Genomic DNA, 18,696 nt, shown 5'->3' on the forward strand with positions numbered 1-18,696 from the left:
AGAGTGCCGTTAGGCACCGCTATCAATGACGGGTATGATAAAGCAAATTCTAGCCGACGGCATGACGATTTGGGGAGTATATGCAGTATTGGGGAAAAGTACTCGGTGTCGCAATAGCACTAATTATGGGTGGTGGCTTCTGGGGTGTGGTTTTAGGATTGCTGATTGGCCATGCCATCGATAAGGTGCGTAGCCGTCGTCAGTCCTGGTTTTCTAACCAACAACAGCGTCAGTCACTATTTTTTAGCACCACATTTGAAGTGATGGGCCACCTGACTAAGTCAAAAGGGCGCGTCACAGAAGCAGACATCCAGATAGCCTCGCTATTAATGGATCGCATGCAATTACATGGTGATGCGCGCAGTGCTGCACAACACGCATTTCGTGTAGGCAAAGAGAACGGTTATCCGCTGCGTGAAAAAATGCGTCAGTTACGCAGCGTGTGCTTTGGCCGTTTTGACCTAATTCGGATGTTTCTTGAAATTCAAATTCAGGCGGCGTTTGCTGATGGCTCTTTGCACCCTAACGAACGGGAAGTGTTGTACGTTATTGCGGAAGAGCTTGGCATTTCACGCATCCAGTTCGATCAGTTCTTACGCATGATGGAAGGCGGGCAGCAATTTGGTGGCGGATACAATCAGTCGCAAGGCGGTGGTTTCCAGCAACAGCGTGGTCCGACACTCGAAGATGCGTGCAATGTACTCGGCGTTAAAAGCACGGATGATGCGACTGCCATTAAGCGTGCGTATCGCAAATTAATGAGCGAGCATCACCCTGATAAGCTTGTTGCTAAAGGTTTACCGCCAGAGATGATGGAGATGGCCAAGCAGAAAGCGCAGGATATCCAGAAAGCGTACGATCTGATTAAGACGGCGAAAGGATTTAAGTAATAGAAAAGCCTCTCAAGTTGAGAGGCTTTTTTTAGAAGTCAGACGGGGCGCGGAACGTCATGGGGGTTCCATACTCTGGGTGGGTAATGGTCAGCATTTCAGCATGAAGCTGTAAACGTGGAGCCATTGCCAGGGCTTCTGGTGTCGCGTAAAAGCGATCGCCAAGAATGGGGTGACCCATTGCCAGCATATGCACGCGTAACTGATGTGAACGCCCGGTAATCGGTTTTAACAGCACTCGAGCCGTGTTATCCGCTGCATAATCCAGAACCTGATATTCCGTCTGTGCCGCTTTGCCGGTTTCATAACACACTTTCTGCTTTGGCCGGTTTGGCCAGTCACAAATCAGCGGTAAATCCACCAGACCCTCTTCCGGCTGAGGATGGCCCCAAACCCGCGCCACATACTGCTTTTTCGGCTCACGTTCACGGAACTGACGCTTCAGCTCGCGCTCTGCCGCTTTAGTCAGCGCAACGGCGATTACGCCGCTGGTGGCCATATCCAGGCGATGCACTGATTCTGCCTGCGGGAAGTCACGCTGAATGCGGGTCATCACGCTGTCTTTGTGCTCATCCAGACGGCCCGGTACAGACAACAAGCCCGAAGGCTTGTTGACGACCATGATATGGTCATCTTGATAAAGGATGACCAGCCAGGGATCGGTTGGCGGGTTATAGGGTTCCATTAACATTATTGGTGTGTCACCACGATCAGACGCAAAGCATCCAGGCGCCAGTTGGCTTGCGCAAGGCTTTCTAACACTTGTTGACGGTTGTTTTCGATTGCTTCGAGTTCATCATCACGAATGTTTGGGTTCACCGCTTTCAGCGCTTCCAGACGGGAAAGCTCAGAGCTTAACTTCTCATCAGCTTCTTCGCGCGCCGCTTTAATCAGCACTTGTGCCGCAGCTTCCACTTTCTCTTCTGCCAGTTGCAAAATTGCGTGAACATCTTGCTGAACTGCGTTCACCAATTTGCTGCCAGTATGGCGATTCACCGTGCTGAGCTGGCGGTTAAAGCTTTCAAACTCAACCTGAGCAGCAAGGTTGGTGCCGTTTTTGTCCACTAACATACGCACTGGCGTTGGCGGCAGGAAGCGGTTGAGTTGCAATTGCTTCGGTGCTTTTGCCTCTACAACATAAATCAGCTCCAGCAATAACGTTCCTACTGGCAGCGCTTTGTTTTTCAACAAAGAGAGCGCACAGCTGCCGGTATCGCCAGACAGAATCAGATCCAGGCCATTACGGATGATCGGGTGTTCCCAGGTAACAAACTGTGCATCTTCACGCGACAGGGCCACTTCACGTTCGAAGGTGATAGTACAACCATCTTCTGGAAGCCCTGGGAAATCAGGCACCAGCATGTGATCGCCTGGGGTCAGTACCACCATGTTGTCGCCGCGGTCGTCCTGGTTGATGCCGACGATATCGAACAAGTTCAGGGCAAAACTCACCAGATTGGTGTCGTTGTCCTGCTCGGAAATGGACTGCGCCAACGCTTGTGATTTCTCACCGCCGTTGGAGTGAATTTCCAGCAGGCGGTCACGACCCTGTTCGAGCTGAATCTTCAGCGCATCATGTTGCTCGCGGCACTGCTTAATCAGCGCATCAAAACCGTCGGTATTCTCAGGTGCTGCCAGATACTCAATCAGTTGTGGATAGACACTGTCGTAAATTGTGCGGCCGGTTGGGCAAGTGTGCTCGAACGCATCCAGACCTTCGTGGAACCATTTCACCAGTACTGATTGCGCAGTTTTCTCGAGGTACGGAACGTGGACCTGGATATCGTGCGCCTGGCCGATACGGTCCAGACGGCCAATACGTTGTTCCAGCAGGTCCGGGTTAAACGGCAAATCGAACATGACCAGCTGGCTTGCGAACTGGAAGTTGCGGCCTTCGGAACCAATCTCGGAACACAGCAGAACCTGAGCACCGGTATCTTCTTCGGCAAACCATGCGGCTGCACGGTCACGTTCGATGATGGACATACCTTCATGGAACACGGCGGCACGAATGCCTTCACGCTCACGCAGAACTTGCTCAAGTTGCAATGCTGTCGCCGCTTTGGCACAAATCACCAGCACCTTCTGAGAGCGGTGGCTTGTCAGGTAACCCATCAGCCATTCAACACGCGGGTCGAAGTTCCACCACGTGCCGCTATCACCTTCAAATTCCTGATAAATCTGCTCGGGGTAGAGCATATCGCGTGCACGTTCTTCCACGGATTTACGTGCGGCCATGATGCCGGACACTTTAATCGCGGTTTGATACTGCAGCGGCAGTGGCAAACGAATGGTATGCAGTTCGCGTTTCGGGAAACCTTTCACGCCATTACGGGTGTTACGGAACAGCACACGGCTGGTGCCATGGCGGTCCATCAGCATGGAGATCAGCTCCTGGCGTGCCGCAGCGCTACCTTCACGGTCGCTGTTTGCGGTTTGCAGCAGAGGCTCGATATCCTGCTCGCCAATCAATTCACTCAGCATATTGAGTTGATCGTTGGTCAGGTGATTGCCTGCTAACAGCAATGCAACAGCATCGGCCACAGGGCGGTAATGTTGCTGCTCTTCAACAAATTGCTCGAAATCGTGGAAACGGCTCGGGTCCAGCAAACGCAAACGTGCGAAGTGGCTTTCCATTCCCAACTGCTCAGGCGTTGCGGTTAACAGCAAGATACCCGGAATGTGTTCTGCCAGCTGTTCGATGGCCAGGTATTCACGGCTCGGGGCATTTTCGCTCCACACCAAATGGTGGGCTTCATCCACCACCAACAAATCCCATTCGGCTTCACAAAGATGCTCAAGGCGTTGCTTGCTGCGGCGCACGAAATCAAGCGAACAGATAACCAGTTGTTCTGTTTCGAATGGGTTATCGCTGTCGTGCTGGGCTTCGGCGTAACGCTCGTCATCAAAGAGAGCAAAACGCAGGTTAAAGCGGCGGAGCATTTCAACCAGCCACTGGTGTTGCAGGGTTTCCGGCACCACGATCAGGACGCGTTCAGCGCTGCCAGCCAGCAGTTGCTGGTGCAGAATCATCCCGGCTTCAATGGTTTTACCTAAACCTACTTCGTCAGCGAGCAATACGCGTGGCGCATGACGACGACCAACATCGTGGGCAATGTTTAGCTGGTGTGGTATCAGGCTGGTGCGCATGCCGCGCAGGCCGCTCCACGGTTGGCGATACTGCTCGCTTTGGTAAACACGGGAACGGTAACGCAGGGCGAAGCGGTCCATGCGGTCAATTTGCCCGGCAAACAGTCTGTCTTGCGGCTTGCTGAACACCAGTTTGCTGTCGAGGAAAACTTCGCGCAGAGTCGTACCGGCTTCTTCGGTATCCAGACGAGTACCGATGTAGGCCAGTAAGCCGTTTTCTTCTATAACTTCATCAACTTTGAGTTGCCAGCCTTCATGGCTGGTGACGGTATCACCCGGGTTAAACATCACGCGCGTGATAGGTGAGTCATTTCTGGCGTACAGTCGATTTTCACCGGTGGCAGGGTAGAGCAGGGTTACCATGCGTGTGTCTAAAGCGACCACGGTTCCCAGTCCCAGTTCGCTTTCGGTATCGCTGATCCAACGTTGACCAAGTGTAAAAGGCATAAGATTTCGGCTCTATTATCAGTGACTAAGATTTGCAGGCAATAGTAAAACGACCGCGCGCAAAGGGGGCGGTAGTTCAAAAGTAGATTTAAGGATGATTCAGGAGGGCGCTATGGTACTGGAAGGAAACGCGTTCGTCACCGTCAAAATAACCCTAACTGTCCTGTCATCAGTGTAGCAAAGTCATCCTCAAGGAAGGGTAAAATTCCTTCAGCCACGGGTTGGAGCTGGCGGGTCAGGTAGTGATCGTAGTCCAGCGGCGATTCCTGATAATCCACAGGCTCAGGACCGCTAGTGGTAATCACATACTTGATTGTCCCGCGGTTCTGATATTGTGCAGCCCGCCCAAGCCGTTGATTATGCTCATCCGCAAGGCGTGCAGCACGGACATGCGGCGGCACATTTTTTTGATATTCGCTTAATGGCCGACGCAGGCGTTTACGGTAAATCAGCTGATCATCCAGTTCACCGGCCATCAAACTGGCGATAGTTTCGCGAATATAATCCTGATACGGTTCGTTGCGAAAAACCCGTAAATAAAGCGTTTTCTGGAACTCTTGCGCCAGCGGCGTCCAGTCAGTACGCACGGTTTCCAGCCCTTTAAACACCATTCGCTGCTTATCATTTTCCTGAATCATTCCGGCGTAGCGTTTTTTGGAACCTTCAACGGTGCCGCGAATGGTTGGCATCAGGAAGCGGCAAAAGTGGGACTCGTATTCCAGCTCAAGCTGACTGTCCAACTGCTGAGTCTGTTGCAGATGGGCTTTCCACCACGCATTAACGTGATTCACTAATTGCTGGCCTATACGCGCCGCATCTTCTTCTGAGTGGGCTTTTTTCAGCCAGACAAACGTGGAATCCGTATCTCCGTAAATCACGTCATAGCCCTGAGATTCAATCAGCTCTCGGGTTTGCAGCATGATCTGGTGCCCACGCATGGTGATCGACGAGGCAAGGCGAGGATCAAAGAAGCGGCAGGCACTGGTACCCAATACGCCGTAAAACGCATTCATAATGATCTTTAGCGCCTGGGACAAAGGCTTGTTGCCATGGCGTTTGGCTTCATCGCGCCCTGACCAGATTTGCCCGACGATTTCCGGCAGGCAATGTGTGGTTCGGGAAAAATGCGCACCGAGAAAACCCTCAACGGAATGCTCAGGTTCCGGGTGCGCCATTCCTTCAACCAGGCCTACAGGGTCGATAAGAAAAGTACGGATAATCGACGGATAAAGGCTTTTGTAATCGAGCACTAACACCGAGTCATAAAGGCCCGGGCGTGAGTCCATAACATAGCCGCCGGGACTCGCCTGCGGGGGGACGCTGCCAAGATTTGGGGCAACATAACCGGCGCGGTGCATACGCGGAATATAAAGGTGACCAAATGCGGCAACCGAACCACCATGCCTGTCCAACGGCAAACCGTTGACCGTTGCCCGTTCCAGTAAAAATGGCATCAACTCGGTTTTATGGAAAATGCGTGTCACCAGCTCACAGTCTTTAAGGTTGTATTTCGCCAGTGCCGGTTTATCTTCCGCAAAACGCCGGTCAATTTCGTCCATCCGTTGCCACGGGTTATCAATCGCTTTGCCTTCACCAAGCAGTTCCCGGGACACTGTCTCCAGGGAAAACGAGGAGAAATTCCAGAATGCGGAACGCAGGGCTTCGATACCGTCGATAATCACGCGCCCTGCGGCCTGAGCGAAAAACACACCTTGTTTAAAACCGTGCTCACGCCATTCGAGCAAATTGTTCTCGCGCCCAAGGCGCAGCGGAACCTGATAACGATCGGCCATTTTTTGCAGCACACGCAAATCGAACTGCACCACATTCCAGCCGATCAACACATCGGGATCGTGCTCGGCAAACCAGCTATTGAGTTTTTCGATAAGCAGTGGCCGGCTGGCGACGTATTCCAGCGTGAAATCCAGCCCGCTGGCGTCACCGTTTTCCGGTCCAAGCATGTAGACGACACGCTGCCCGCAACCTTCCAGGCCGATGCAATAGAGCTCACCGTGGCGATTTGTTTCTATATCCAGCGATACCCATTTCAGCGGCGGGCGGTAATCCGGCGCGGGTTTCAGCTTAGTTTCAACCACCCAATTATTTAGCTGTTCGCCGCTAAACCAGACGGGAGCAGTAATAAAACGCTCCATCAAGAAGCGCTCTGGCGGGCGAAGATCGGCTTCGTAAACTGTTATTCCGCCATCACGCAGCACTTTTTCGATACGCATAAGCTGGCGATGCTGTCGGCAATAAAGGCCGCAAACAGGTTGGCGGTGGAAATCTTTGAGGGGCAGCGGTGTGAGCCGATACTGGCTTTCTTTCGCGAGCAAGCGAGCAACTTCGGATTGTTGCGACTGGGGGATAAACGCGACCGACTCCTGGCGCGGCAGACGCACTTTAACCGGGCCATCGTCCGTAGCCAGCCAAAACTCAACTTCAGTACCGAGCGGGGTATCTCGCCAGTGACGCGTTAGCAAAAAACCTTGGCGGGCTTGTGACACGCTGCATTCTCATAAAGGAAAAGTGGTCTGATTATAGACCACTTCATGCAGGTTTACTGCTTTTATATACAGTGTTTACTGCCCGTAATAAGCCTTAGCACCATGCTTTCGCAAATAATGTTTATCGAGCAATGTTTGCTGCATATCCGGTAATTCTGGCGTGAGCTGGCGGCAGAATATGCCCATATAGGCCACTTCTTCCAGCACGATGGCGTTATGCACGGCATCAACCGGATCTTTTCCCCAGGCAAATGGGCCGTGAGAATGCACCAGCACACCAGGCATTTGTGCGGCATCGATCCCTCGTTCAGCAAAGGTTTTTACGATGACTTCACCGGTTTGCCATTCGTAATCACCGTTGATCTCTTCATCGGTCATTTTGCGAGTGCAAGGAATGGTGCCGTAAAAGTAATCCGCGTGAGTGGTGCCCGTTGCGGGAATGGATTTCCCGGCTTGCGCCCAAATGGTCGCGTGGCGCGAGTGGGTGTGGACGATGCCGCCGATGTGCGGAAATTGCAGATACAGCAGGCGATGGGTTGGTGTGTCGGACGAAGGTTTTTTATTGCCTTCAACCACTTCGCCGGTTTCGAGGCTCACCACTACCATGTCTTCAGCCGTCATGATGCTGTAATCGACGCCGGATGGTTTGATGACCAGCACCCCCCGTTCACGATCGACGGCGCTGACGTTACCCCAGGTCAGCGTCACCAGATTGTGTTTTGGCAGCGTGAGATTCGCTTCGAGTACCTGACGTTTGAGTTGTTCTAACATATCGTTCTCCGGGATTTCCCCTCACCCGAACCCTCTCTCAGGGAGAGGGCCGGGGTGAGGGGCAAAACGTCTTAGCGTTTGAAGCTGTAATAAACCTCGTTCCAGCGCAGCGAATCTTTAAATGCAGGCAGGCGGGTGTCGTTGTCGATAACCGACAGTTCGATGCCATGCAGTTCGCTGAACAAGCGCATATCGTCAAGCGTCAGAGACTGGCTGAACACCGTGTGGTGTGCGCCACCAGCCAGGATCCACGCTTCAGAAGCGGTTGGTAGATCGGGCTGTGCTTTCCACAGAGCATTAGCCACCGGAAGCTTCGGCAACTGGTGCGGGGCTTCAACGGTATCAACGCAGTTCACCAGCAGGCGGAAACGATCGCCAAGATCGATAAGGCTCGCGTTCAGAGCAGGGCCAGTTTGCGTTGAGAAGATCAAGCGGGCAGGATCGTCTTTGCCACCGATCCCTAAATGCTGCACATCGAGAATCGGTTTTTCAGCCAGTGCGATCGAAGGGCAGACTTCCAGCATGTGGGAGCCGAGCACCATATCGTTGCCGTTTTCGAAGTGATAGGTGTAGTCCTCCATGAAAGAGGTGCCGCCTTGCAGACCGGTTGACATCACCTTCATGATGCGAAGCAAAGCGGCGGTTTTCCAGTCGCCTTCGCCCGCAAAGCCGTAGCCTTGCTGCATCAGGCGTTGCACTGCCAGACCCGGAAGTTGTTTCAGGCCATGCAGGTCTTCAAAGGTGGTGGTAAAGGCGTTGAAACCGCCATGTTCGAGGAACTGTTTCATCCCCAATTCAATGCGCGCGGCATCAATGACGTTCTGGCGTTTTTCACCATTGATTTGCGCAACGGCGGTCAGGCGGTAACTGCTTTCGTATTCATCGACCAGCGCGTTGACATCCCCTTCGCTGACAGCGTTAACCACTTCAACCAGGTCGCCGACCGCATAGGTATTAACGGAGAAGCCGAATTTCATCTGCGCGGCAACTTTGTCGCCATCGGTCACGGCAACTTCACGCATGTTGTCACCAAAACGCACCACTTTTAGCTGACGAGTATCTTGTTTGGACACCGCCTGGCGCATCCAGGAACCAATGCGTTGATGGGCATGTGGATCTTGCCAGTGACCCGTCACCACGGTGTGCTGTTGGCGCATACGTGCGCCGATAAAACCGAACTCACGGCCGCCATGCGCGGTCTGGTTCAGGTTCATAAAGTCCATATCAATGCTTCCCCATGGGATTTGCGCATTGAACTGGGTATGGAATTGCAGCAGCGGCTTGGTCAGGATGCTCAGGCCGTTGATCCACATTTTTGCCGGCGAGAAGGTGTGCAGCCACACCACCATTCCGGCACATTTATCGCTGTAGCTGGCATCGCGGCAGATAGCGGTAATTTCATCCGGCGACGTACCCAAAGGTTTCAACACCAGTTTGCACGGCAGTTTGGCTTCTTTGTTGAGCGCATTCACAACCTGCTCGGCGTGTTGATTTACCTGACGCAACGTTTCCGCACCGTAGAGATGCTGGCTGCCAATTACAAACCACACTTCATATTGTTCAAAAATGTTCATCGTCATGTCCTTAATGGGTCACAGTGGCCTGAGCTACACGAGTAACCGCAGCTGGGGCAGAAGGGAGATAGTGTTGTTCCGCGCTAACCGCCCATTGCTGGTAACGGCGATAGAGCTGTTCAAAGCGCTCGGCGCGTTGGGAATCAGGTTGTAGGGTGCTTTCAATCTGGCTGGCCATAGCGAGCTGGGCGCGGGAAATATCCGCGTGAATGCCAGCAGCAACGGCGGCAAAAATGGCGGCGCCTAATGCGCAGCACTGGTCAGAGGCAACAATCTGCAATGGACGATTTAGTACGTCAGAGCAAACCTGCATGATGACCGGGGATTTTCGTGCAATTCCGCCAAGCGCCATCACGTGAGTGACGGGAATACCTTGTTCGGTGAAGCACTCCATAATGGCGCGGGCACCAAAGGCGGTTGCGGCAATCAGCCCACCGAACAGTGCGGGTGCATCGGTTGCCAGGTTTAAATCGGTGATCACCCCTTTCAGGCGCTGGTTGGCATTCGGGGTGCGGCGGCCGTTAAACCAGTCGAGTACGACCGGCAGATGCTCAAGAGAGGGGTTCTTAGCCCAAGCTTCCGTCAGCGCCGGTAGCAGTTGTTTCTTGCTGGCATTGATTTGCTCACGCAGTTCCGGATGTGCAAGCGCCAGTTGTTCCAGCGGCCAGCCAAGGACACGGCCAAACCAGGCGTAGATATCGCCGAATGCCGATTGCCCGGCTTCGAGGCCGATAAAATCAGGGATCACGCTACCATCAACTTGCCCACAAATGCCTTTTACGGCGCGGTCGCCAACGGTGGGTTTGTCGGCAATCAAAATGTCGCAAGTTGAGGTGCCGATAACTTTCACCAGCGTGTTCGGCTGTGCACCCGCGCCAACAGCGCCCATATGGCAGTCAAACGCGCCACCGGAAATCACCACGTTTTGCGGCAGACCGAGGCGCTCAGACCATTCGGGGGAAAGTGTCCCAACCGGAACATCAGCAGTCCAGGTTTCGGTAAACATCGGGTAAGCCAGATTCTGGTTAATAACCGGATCTAACTCGTCAAAGAAACTGGCCGGAGGAAGACCGCCCCAGCTTTCATGCCACAAAGACTTATGCCCGGCGCTACAGCGTCCACGGCGAATATCCTGCGGTTGGGTGGTGCCGGAAAGCAGCGCGGGAACCCAGTCGCACAATTCAATCCACGATACAGCCGCTTTTGCCACTTGTGGGTCAGCGCGGGTCACGTGCAGGATTTTTGCCCAGAACCATTCGCTCGAGTAGATGCCGCCGATATAACGGGAGTAGTCATCTTTGCCGGGCTGATGGCACAAGCGGGTAATGGCTTCGGCTTCTTCTACGGCGGTGTGATCTTTCCACAACACAAACATGGCGTTCGGATTGCCGGCAAATTCTGTCGTCAGAGCCAGCACATTTCCTTGGGCATCAATTGGCGCGGGTGTGGAGCCGGTGCTGTCAACGCCAATCCCGCAAACCCGGGCGCGCTGTTCAGCCGTCAGTTCGGCGAGAACGGTTTTTACTGCCCGTTCCATGGACTCAATATAGTCTCGTGGGTGATGGCGAAACTGGTTATTTGGGGCGTCGCAATATTGGCCTTCCTGCCAGCGCGGATACCATTCCACACTGGTCGCAAGCTCTGCACCATTTTCACAATCAACGGCTAAAGCGCGAACAGAATCGCTACCAAAATCGAGGCCCAGCGCAATCGACATTTTTAAACTCCCTGACCTGTTATCTATGGAAATGACATTAGTTTTTATGCAGAAAAACAGTCAGGTCGTATTCGCTGTAGTTATGGAGAAATGTGCTGTGCCTTCGAGAAGTGTGACGCCCCGCAAATAATCGATGTGGATATTTCTGCTACTTTTATAAACACATTGGTTATCTTCTTAAAACCTCCTGGTTGTCAGATAAAAAGCATAGGTTCAGGTAAATTGCGGCGTTATGATGAAAATCGGACGGTTTACGGTTCAGACAGTGTTGCCCTGGCAAGGCATAGCACGGATATGGACAAATTGTTTCTGTACCCCCTCTTGAATAGCGAGCTTGTTGATGGCTGAAATGCAAAATGACCCTCTGTTACCGGGGTACTCTTTTAATGCCCATTTAGTCGCGGGATTAACGCCGATTGAAGCCGAAGGGCCGCTGGATTTTTTCATCGACCGTCCGTTAGGAATGAAAGGTTACATCCTGAATTTAACGGTGAAGGGTGAAGGGGTTATCAATAATCAGGGGAAAAACTACGTCTGCCGTCCTGGCGATATTCTGCTTTTCCCTCCGGGTGAAGTGCATCACTATGGCCGCGCCCCGGACAGTAAAGAGTGGTATCACCAGTGGGTTTACTTCCGCCCGCGTGCGTACTGGCAGGAGTGGTTAAACTGGGACCCTATCTTTGCGCATACCGGTTTCTTCCGTCCTGATGACGCCCATCAGCAGAATTTTTCACAGTTGTTTGGCCAGATAATTGAAGCCGGGCAGGCAGAAGGGCGCTACGCCGAATTGCTGGCGATTAACCTGTTAGAGCAGTTGTTGTTGCGGCGCATGGAGGTGCTGAATGCTTCCCTCAATCCACCGCTTGATAACCGTGTCCGCGATGCCTGCCAGTATATCAGCGACCACCTGGCCAATAACCATTTTGATATTGCAGGGGTGGCGCAGCATGTCTGTTTATCGCCTTCTCGCCTGTCGCACTTGTTCCGCCAGCAGCTTGGCGTCAGCGTTTTAAGCTGGCGTGAAGACCAACGCATCCTGCAGGCCAAACTGTTGCTCAGCACCACCCGCATGCCGATTGCCAGCGTCGGGCGCAACGTCGGTTTTGAAGACCAGCTCTACTTCTCGCGCGTTTTCAAAAAGTGCACAGGAGCCAGCCCGAGCGAGTTTCGTGCCGGCTGTGAATAATATATGTGAATAGCCGCTATTATTGATTCATACAAATGATGGCTTGACGCTTCATTCCACACTCAGGAGAATCGCCCACTCGTTTCTCGACGGACGCTTTATGGAAGCTTTGCTGGAACACTTTATTACTCAGTCAGTGGCGTATTCGCTTTTTGCGGTGATGCTGGTGGCTTTTCTGGAATCTCTGGCGCTGGTGGGGCTTATCCTTCCTGGCACGGTAATGATGGCGGGGCTTGGTGCGCTGATTGGTGGCGGGCAGGTTGGGTTCTATCACGCCTGGGCTGCGGGGATTATCGGTTGCCTGCTGGGCGACTGGATTTCGTTCTGGCTGGGAGGCCGCTTTAAAGGGCCGCTGCATCGCTGGTCGTTTATGAAAAAGAACAAAGCGCTGCTGGATAAAACCGAGCATGCGCTGCATCAGCACAGCATGTTTACCATCCTGGTTGGCCGCTTTGTTGGCCCAACGCGCCCACTGGTGCCGATGGTCGCGGGCATGTTAGATCTTCCGGTTTCTAAATTTATCGTCCCGAATATTATTGGCTGCATTTTCTGGCCACCCATCTACTTCTTGCCGGGGATTCTGGCGGGTGCCGCGATTGATATTCCTGCGGATATGCAAAGCAGCAGCTTTAAATGGCTCTTGCTGCTAGTAGCACTGGGGCTGTGGCTAGCGGGATGGTTGTGTTGGCGCTGGTGGCGCAGTGGTAAAGCAAGTACTGACCGTTTAACTCAGTACTTGCCGCGCGCTCGTTTGCATTGGTTAGCACCAACAATGACGGTGCTGGCCGTGGGGAGCTTTGTTGCAATCCAGATGCACCCGATGATGCCGATTTACCGCAGCATTCTTTGGAAAGTGCTCACCGGGCACCACTAATACCCAACAGTGCTGATGCACTGGCTTCTCCGCTCAATAAGGTTGCCGTATCGCCATCCCAGGCGATACGGCCATCGACCACCACCAGACTTCTTTCGGCAATTCGTGCTGCATCTTCAATACTGTGTGACACCATCAATAGCGTCAGCTGTTGCTGGCGACACAGGTTATCGAGCAGTTGCAGCATCTCCTGGCGTAGCGCCGGGTCGAGTGCTGAAAATGGTTCATCAAGCAGTAAAATCGGTTGTTCGCGCACCAGGCAACGGGCAAGAGCGACACGCTGGCGCTGGCCGCCGGAAAGCTGCGCTGGCAGCCTGTCGAGTAAATCACTTATCGCCATCTGGCTGGCAATCGTCGCCAGGCGTTCCTGTTGTGCCGCGCTGAGCTTAAGGCCGGGGTTTAGCCCCAGGCCAATGTTCTGGCGCACCGTAAGGTGGTTGAAAAGATTGTTCTCCTGGAACAGCATCGATACCGGGCGCTGTGCGGGTGCCGTCGCCGTATGGTCGTTGCCATGCAGCATAATCTGCCCGCTGGCAGGGGTGAGAAAACCGGCAATCAAACTCAGCAGCGTACTTTTCCCCGCCCCGCTTGGTCCCAGCACCGCAACGCGTTCTCCGGCGTTAATTTGCATCGAAAAGCGCATCGGTAAATGGTGATAGAGCCAGGTTACATCAGTTAGCGTTAGCATTCCCTTCATCCTTCAAGTTGCAGGTGTGTTGGCTGCGTTCTTTCATCCAGGTCACATAGTTTTCTATCTTCCCAGGCTTCATTCACTTGCCGCCTTCCTGCAACCTGAATCATTTTGGGAATCGCGTCCCGGAAGTTTTTCAATCAATGTGAATAAAGCAAAGCACAGTATCAGCAGGATAAGCGCAGTAACCGCACCATCCTGGCTACGATATGAACCAATTTGTTGATAAAGATAAAACGGCAGCGTGCGGAAATCTTCATTGCCGAACAGCGCCACTACGCCAAAATCACCAATCGACAGCACACAGGCAAATGCCAGCGCTTGTGCCAGAGGCCGTTTTAGCGCGCGTAATTCGATATAACGCAGGCGGTTTAAGCCGCTGATATTCAGCGACTGGCACAGCTTGTTGTAGCGTTCTGCCACATCCAGCATTGGGTTTTCCAGCACTTTCAGGGCGTAAGGAACCGCCATTAATGCATTGGTGAAAATCACAATGCCATCGGCGGATTGCGGCAAACCTACCGTGTTATTAAGCAACAGGAAAAAGCCGGTCGCCAGCACGATGCCTGGCATGGCGAGAATTAACATGCCGCTCAACTCCAGCGCTTGCCCGGCAAATGCGCGGTTGCGCAGGCGCAATTCCCGCGAACTCCACAGCAGCATTACCGTAATGACGACGCTTATCAGCCCCGCGCCGACTGCAATTCTTAACGAGGTGAATAATGCCTGCCAGAGAATTGGCTGTGAAAGCACGCTGTTAAATCCGCTGTTGATGCCATCAATGATGACCGCCAGCAGCGGGGGCAATAGCAGCAACATTGCGAGTGAAATTAACAACCCGTCGCACAGTTTTCGGCGTAGGTTATCTTGCGGGTCGCGCCAGCCTTGCATTTGGCTGATTCCCACCGGAATCGCTTTGCTCAGCCGCTGGCTCATCAAAACGAGGCCAAGGCAGCAAACCATTTGTACTATTGCGAGCAGTGCCGCACGTGCGGGATCGTAGTCGTAACTGAGGGCCTGGAAGATAGCCAGTTCAATGGTGGTTGCCTGCGGCCCGCCGCCGAGCGAAAGCACGGTGGCAAAACTTGCGAAGCAGAGCATAAAAATCAGTGCGGCGGCAGGAAGGATCTGGCGCCGTAGCCACGGCCATTCGACAAAGCGGAAGAAATTCCAGCCCTGCATACCAAGCTGTGCGGCGACCTGGCGCTGTTCGCTGGGGATATTTTCCAGCGCCTGAAGCAGCAGGCGGGTTGCCATCGGCAAGTTGAAAAATACGTGTGCCAGCAAAATGCCTTTCAGGCCATACGGTGAGAACCCCCATTCGATGCCAAGTCTGGCGCACAATGAGGCCAGCCAGCCTTCGCGGCCATACACCGTCAGAATCCCAAACACGGCAACTAACACCGGCAACACCAGCGTCATGGCGCACAGACGTAACAGTGCTAATCGCCCTGGGAAACGGCGTCGGTAAAGCGCCCGGGCCAGAAAAATAGCCGGGAGCACCGAAAGGGCAGCCGAGAGAAATGCCTGCCAGAAAGAGAAGCGCAGCACATGCCACAAATAACTATCCTGCACCAATGCGCGGATATCGGTTTGAGGCGCGTTAAACCACAACGCCAGAAAAGCTGCCAGGGCGACGGCGACCACCAGCGTGGCGGCGCATAGCCCTGGAATCAGCCAGCCGGGGATCAGCGGCTGACGGAGCGTTGCCATTCACTGATCCAGCTGGCGCGATGGGATGAAACGTCTTGCGGGCTAAACTCCAGCGTGGTCTGTGGTTTGACCAGGCCGTTAAAGCCTTCCGGCAATTTCACATCTGTTACCGGATACATCCAGTTGCCGGTTGGAATGGTGTTCTGGAATTCAGGCGTTGTGATGAATTTCATGAACTTTTGCGCCAGCTCAGGCTGTTTGCTGGAGGCCAGGCGGCCCGCTACTTCGACCTGCAAATAGTGCCCTTCGCTGAAATTGGCTGCCGCGTAGTTATCTTTTTTCTCTTCAATAATGTGATATGCCGGAGAAGTGGTGTAGCTCATCACCAGATCGCCTTCACCTTTCAGGAACAGGCCGTAGGCTTCGGACCAGCCTTTGGTGACGGTGACGGTTTTCTTCGCCAGTTTCGCCCAGGCTTCAGGCGTTTTGTCGCCATATACTTTTTGCATCCATAACAGCAGGCCGAGACCTGGCGTGCTGGTGCGTGGATCCTGGTAAATCACTTTCCATTTCTGGTCGCTTTCAACCAATTCTTTCAGGCTTTTCGGCGGGTTTTTGAGTTTGTTTTTGTCATACACAAAAGCGAAATAACCGTAATCGAATGGCACAAAGGTATTGTTGTTCCACCCGCCAGGAATGTTTAGCGAGCTGGTTTCAACATTGCTCGGAGCAAACAATTTCGTTTGTGCCGCCGCTTCCAGCAGGTTGTTATCCAGCCCTAAAACCACGTCAGCTTTGCTGTTTTTACCCTCCATGCGTAGGCGGTTAAGCAAGGAAACACCATCTTCGAGTGCGACGAATTTCAGCTCGCAATTGCAGTCCGCTTCAAAGGCTTTTTTTACCGCAGGGCCTGGGCCCCAGTCGGCAGCGAAGGAGTCGTAGGTGTAAACAGTCAGCAGGGGTTTGGCGAAAACAGGGGCTGCGATGAGCGCCAGTAACGGCAGGAATTTTTTGAACACTTTGCACCTCTTGGAATTAGGGGTGGCAAAGGACTTTGAGAATTGAGCCTCAAATCCCTTCGCCGGCGTTATCCGGATCAGGTTCGACGGGTATTATCTCAGCCAGACTTTCGTCTTAGCACCCCGTTGAGAACGCGTGCATTGTAATGATTTTGTGAAACTTACGAAAGCTCTTTACCCGTACTCAAAGATTGCGGTTCCGGTGGTGCAAACCATGCCGATTTAAAATCAAACCAACCCAATGTGTTCATTCGCACACCGCGCATACTGCGTTGCCCTTCAATGCGCAGCCAGTGGTGGATTAACGGCAAAATATCATTATTTTCAACGCGACTCTGGCACCATTCCGGGAGCGAAAGCTCACCGTTATGCCATTTTCGGGTATCCGTTTCCCAGTCATTCGCAATGCATTTCTGAATCAGCGGCACTTCATAAAGATGCGAATAGAGTGAAAACTCCAGCGGCAGCGTGAAGTTGGCACTGTTCAGCCAGATATCACTTTCTGCCTCACCCTGGTGCCACTCTTCATAACTGACTTCCTGCACCACCAGTTTTACCCCCATGCGGGCCAGCAACTCTTCCATCACTTTACTGATCATGCGGTGTTCAACGTGGTCGCGGTAAAACGTCAGCGTTACAGATTCCAGACTATCAGGTTTTTCAAGCACCGGTTGTGGGCGCGCGTGGTGCCAGCGCGGCAGTAAACCATACGCAGGAAACCAGTACTGCTGGTTTTGAGCACCCGCGCTATAAAGCAGATGAATGGGGGCCAACACATGGCTTAGCCAGCGGCGAACGTCGTCATTACTGCCAGATTTGGATCGCCTATCAAACAAAATGTAATAGCAGCCTTCTTCCAGACGGCTTTCGACGGCTTTTTCACTATCAGGCATGCCCGATAGTTGCACTGCGCAACTGACATCTTCACCGATCTCTGGCAATACCCAGAAATTTACCTCGTCAATCAATGCGCGATAGCCGAAGTAATCATCGTAAGCCTGAATTTTCAATTGGTTGTTATTGTTGCGCACCACCGAATAGGGGCCTGACCCAACAGGCTGACGGGCAAAATTGCTTAATGTCTGCCATTCACGCGGCAGGATCATTGCGTTAACACTGCCCAATAACCAAGGTAGCCATTGGTCGGGCTGCGAGAGCGTGATATCCAGCGTCCATGTGGTTGGCGAGCTGATTTGCGTAATGTGTGCGTAGAGTGGCAACGCATTAATTCGTTGCAAAGATGTCATGACATCCAGCATGTCCAGTTCGCGGCCATGGTGAAAATGAATGCCGGGGCGCAGATAAAAACGCCAGTGTAATGGGGAAATTTGCTGCCAGTGATGGGCAATATCTGCTTCCAGTTCCCCATTTTCCTCATTTATACGGATTAACCCACTGAAAATTTGCCTGGCAATATGGGTTTCCGAGCGGCGTAATGCCGAGCCTGGTAACAGATTTAATAGCGGGCGGTAATAGAGCACGCGCAGGATATGCCGCCCCTGGCGGAAGCTGCGGCCCAGATGGGAGATCAACATCTGGCGTACTGCGGCTTTGTCACCGACGATCTGCACCAGTTGATCAATACGATCCTGCTCGAGAAGATCTTCTGCCCGCTGTTGTTGCAGCGCAAGGCCGGTATACAGGAATTCCAGCTGTGAACGCTTGCCGCGCCCGACCTCTGCTTTCCAGCTGAGCCAGCCCTTTTCCTGCATCGCGCTCAGTAGTGTACGCATATGGCGGCGGGAACAATTCAGCAGATCTGCCAGCTCATTGAGCGTGGTTTCCTGCGGTTTACCTTCAAAGTTTTGCCATAAACGTATGAACTGTTGTTGCAGACGACTGCTGGACATAAAAGAGGAACTCCCGTCAGAAACTCATCAATTTAACTTTCCTCATATTACGCCAATAATCATCAACGTTGAAAGCGAGGAGGTACATATGAAACGGTCGCCAGTTGTTAAGTTCTATCAACAGTATTTTACCGCAACCCAAAGTGTTTCCGCTGGATGGCTGGCTCGCCTGACAGCATCGCAACGTCTAAGGATGCTTGAGGACTTAATGCAGTGGGAGGTGACAACTTCCGTGACCGTGAAGTACTGACTCGTTGATACATGTGTGACTGAGAATTGGTGAATTTCACCTGGCCAGCAGATTGTTCCTGCTGGCTTTTTTATACCCGTCATTAGGGTATAGTTTACGTTTTGCACACCCAGTGAGCGC

The 18,696-nt window shown here is 52.9% G+C and carries 14 protein-coding genes and 1 riboswitch; of the genes, 4 read left to right on the forward strand and 10 right to left on the reverse strand.

The window, feature by feature from the left end; translation table 11 throughout:
- The first annotated feature begins 80 nt into the window (after window positions 1–80).
- Window positions 81–890: a co-chaperone DjlA gene (gene djlA, locus AC0IXI_RS03605; RefSeq protein ID WP_034459322.1), complete on the forward strand. Its 810-nt coding sequence runs from the start codon at window positions 81–83 to the stop codon at window positions 888–890.
- Window positions 891–921: 31 nt separating this feature from the next.
- On the opposite strand, the gene rluA is transcribed toward djlA, so the two are convergent.
- From rluA to araB, 6 genes are all read right to left on the reverse strand, one after another.
- The gene (gene rluA / locus AC0IXI_RS03610) at window positions 922–1,581 is read right to left on the reverse strand and encodes a bifunctional tRNA pseudouridine(32) synthase/23S rRNA pseudouridine(746) synthase RluA (RefSeq protein ID WP_471681935.1); all 660 of its coding nucleotides are present in this window, start codon (window positions 1,579–1,581) and stop codon (window positions 922–924) included.
- Window positions 1,581–4,487, reverse strand: coding sequence for an RNA polymerase-associated protein RapA (gene rapA / locus AC0IXI_RS03615; protein ID WP_471681936.1), 2,907 nt, complete (start codon window positions 4,485–4,487; stop codon window positions 1,581–1,583). Before rapA ends, rluA begins: the two co-directional genes overlap by 1 nt.
- A 143-nt stretch (window positions 4,488–4,630) precedes the next feature.
- The gene (polB, locus tag AC0IXI_RS03620; RefSeq protein WP_471681937.1) at window positions 4,631–6,991 is read right to left on the reverse strand and encodes a DNA polymerase II; all 2,361 of its coding nucleotides are present in this window, start codon (window positions 6,989–6,991) and stop codon (window positions 4,631–4,633) included.
- A gap of 75 nt (window positions 6,992–7,066) precedes the next feature.
- Window positions 7,067–7,762 (reverse strand): L-ribulose-5-phosphate 4-epimerase, encoded by a 696-nt coding sequence (araD, locus tag AC0IXI_RS03625; RefSeq protein ID WP_471681938.1) that lies wholly within the window; start codon window positions 7,760–7,762, stop codon window positions 7,067–7,069.
- 71 nt (window positions 7,763–7,833) lie between these two features.
- A complete protein-coding gene (gene araA / locus AC0IXI_RS03630; RefSeq protein WP_471681939.1) occupies window positions 7,834–9,336 on the reverse strand; it encodes an L-arabinose isomerase in 1,503 nt (500 codons plus the stop codon).
- A 10-nt stretch (window positions 9,337–9,346) separates the two neighbouring features.
- On the reverse strand, window positions 9,347–11,053 hold the full coding sequence (araB, locus tag AC0IXI_RS03635) for a ribulokinase (RefSeq protein WP_471681940.1): 1,707 nt from the start codon (window positions 11,051–11,053) through the stop codon (window positions 9,347–9,349).
- A gap of 340 nt (window positions 11,054–11,393) precedes the next feature.
- Between araB and araC the strand changes: the two genes are divergently transcribed.
- Both araC and AC0IXI_RS03645 read left to right on the forward strand, forming a co-directional pair.
- A complete protein-coding gene (araC, locus tag AC0IXI_RS03640; RefSeq protein ID WP_471681941.1) occupies window positions 11,394–12,239 on the forward strand; it encodes an arabinose operon transcriptional regulator AraC in 846 nt (281 codons plus the stop codon).
- Window positions 12,240–12,339: 100 nt separating this feature from the next.
- Window positions 12,340–13,113 carry a DedA family protein gene (locus tag AC0IXI_RS03645; RefSeq protein WP_134184628.1) on the forward strand — a complete coding sequence of 258 codons (774 nt, stop codon included), beginning with the start codon at window positions 12,340–12,342 and terminating at the stop codon, window positions 13,111–13,113.
- On the opposite strand, the gene thiQ is transcribed toward AC0IXI_RS03645, so the two are convergent.
- The 4 genes from thiQ to sgrR form a co-directional block, all read right to left on the reverse strand.
- Window positions 13,097–13,801 carry a thiamine ABC transporter ATP-binding protein ThiQ gene (thiQ, locus tag AC0IXI_RS03650; protein ID WP_064514201.1) on the reverse strand — a complete coding sequence of 235 codons (705 nt, stop codon included), beginning with the start codon at window positions 13,799–13,801 and terminating at the stop codon, window positions 13,097–13,099. The two genes, AC0IXI_RS03645 and thiQ, sit on opposite strands and share 17 nt — an antisense overlap.
- Window positions 13,802–13,879: 78 nt before the next feature.
- A complete protein-coding gene (gene thiP, locus AC0IXI_RS03655) occupies window positions 13,880–15,517 on the reverse strand; it encodes a thiamine/thiamine pyrophosphate ABC transporter permease ThiP (protein ID WP_134184626.1) in 1,638 nt (545 codons plus the stop codon).
- Window positions 15,493–16,476 (reverse strand): thiamine ABC transporter substrate binding subunit, encoded by a 984-nt coding sequence (thiB, locus tag AC0IXI_RS03660; RefSeq protein WP_471681942.1) that lies wholly within the window; start codon window positions 16,474–16,476, stop codon window positions 15,493–15,495. The genes thiP and thiB overlap by 25 nt, the downstream gene beginning before the upstream one ends.
- Window positions 16,477–16,512: 36 nt before the next feature.
- Window positions 16,513–16,612, reverse strand: a riboswitch (TPP riboswitch).
- A 25-nt stretch (window positions 16,613–16,637) separates the two neighbouring features.
- A complete protein-coding gene (gene sgrR, locus AC0IXI_RS03665) occupies window positions 16,638–18,326 on the reverse strand; it encodes an HTH-type transcriptional regulator SgrR (protein ID WP_471681943.1) in 1,689 nt (562 codons plus the stop codon).
- A gap of 88 nt (window positions 18,327–18,414) precedes the next feature.
- On the opposite strand from sgrR, the gene sgrT reads away from it, so the two are divergent.
- The gene (sgrT, locus tag AC0IXI_RS03670; RefSeq protein WP_072011208.1) at window positions 18,415–18,576 is read left to right on the forward strand and encodes a glucose uptake inhibitor SgrT; all 162 of its coding nucleotides are present in this window, start codon (window positions 18,415–18,417) and stop codon (window positions 18,574–18,576) included.
- Window positions 18,577–18,696 lie beyond the last annotated feature (120 nt).

It is taken from the genome of Buttiauxella sp. AC038 (assembly GCF_979253565.1).

Bases quoted from the DNA above. Each gene is read 5' to 3' on its own strand.
- rapA (WP_471681936.1), bottom strand. From the start codon at position 4,487: ATGCCTTTTACACTTGGTCAACGTTGGATCAGCGATACCGAAAGCGAA.
- araB (WP_471681940.1), bottom strand. From the start codon at position 11,053: ATGTCGATTGCGCTGGGCCTCGATTTTGGTAGCGATTCTGTTCGCGCT.
- djlA (WP_034459322.1), top strand. From the start codon at position 81: ATGCAGTATTGGGGAAAAGTACTCGGTGTCGCAATAGCACTAATTATG.
- araD (WP_471681938.1), bottom strand. From the start codon at position 7,762: ATGTTAGAACAACTCAAACGTCAGGTACTCGAAGCGAATCTCACGCTG.
- araA (WP_471681939.1), bottom strand. From the start codon at position 9,336: ATGAACATTTTTGAACAATATGAAGTGTGGTTTGTAATTGGCAGCCAG.
- rluA (WP_471681935.1), bottom strand. From the start codon at position 1,581: ATGTTAATGGAACCCTATAACCCGCCAACCGATCCCTGGCTGGTCATC.
- araC (WP_471681941.1), top strand. From the start codon at position 11,394: ATGGCTGAAATGCAAAATGACCCTCTGTTACCGGGGTACTCTTTTAAT.
- AC0IXI_RS03645 (WP_134184628.1), top strand. From the start codon at position 12,340: ATGGAAGCTTTGCTGGAACACTTTATTACTCAGTCAGTGGCGTATTCG.
- sgrT (WP_072011208.1), top strand. From the start codon at position 18,415: ATGAAACGGTCGCCAGTTGTTAAGTTCTATCAACAGTATTTTACCGCA.
- thiP (WP_134184626.1), bottom strand. From the start codon at position 15,517: ATGGCAACGCTCCGTCAGCCGCTGATCCCCGGCTGGCTGATTCCAGGG.
- sgrR (WP_471681943.1), bottom strand. From the start codon at position 18,326: ATGTCCAGCAGTCGTCTGCAACAACAGTTCATACGTTTATGGCAAAAC.
- thiQ (WP_064514201.1), bottom strand. From the start codon at position 13,801: ATGCTAACGCTAACTGATGTAACCTGGCTCTATCACCATTTACCGATG.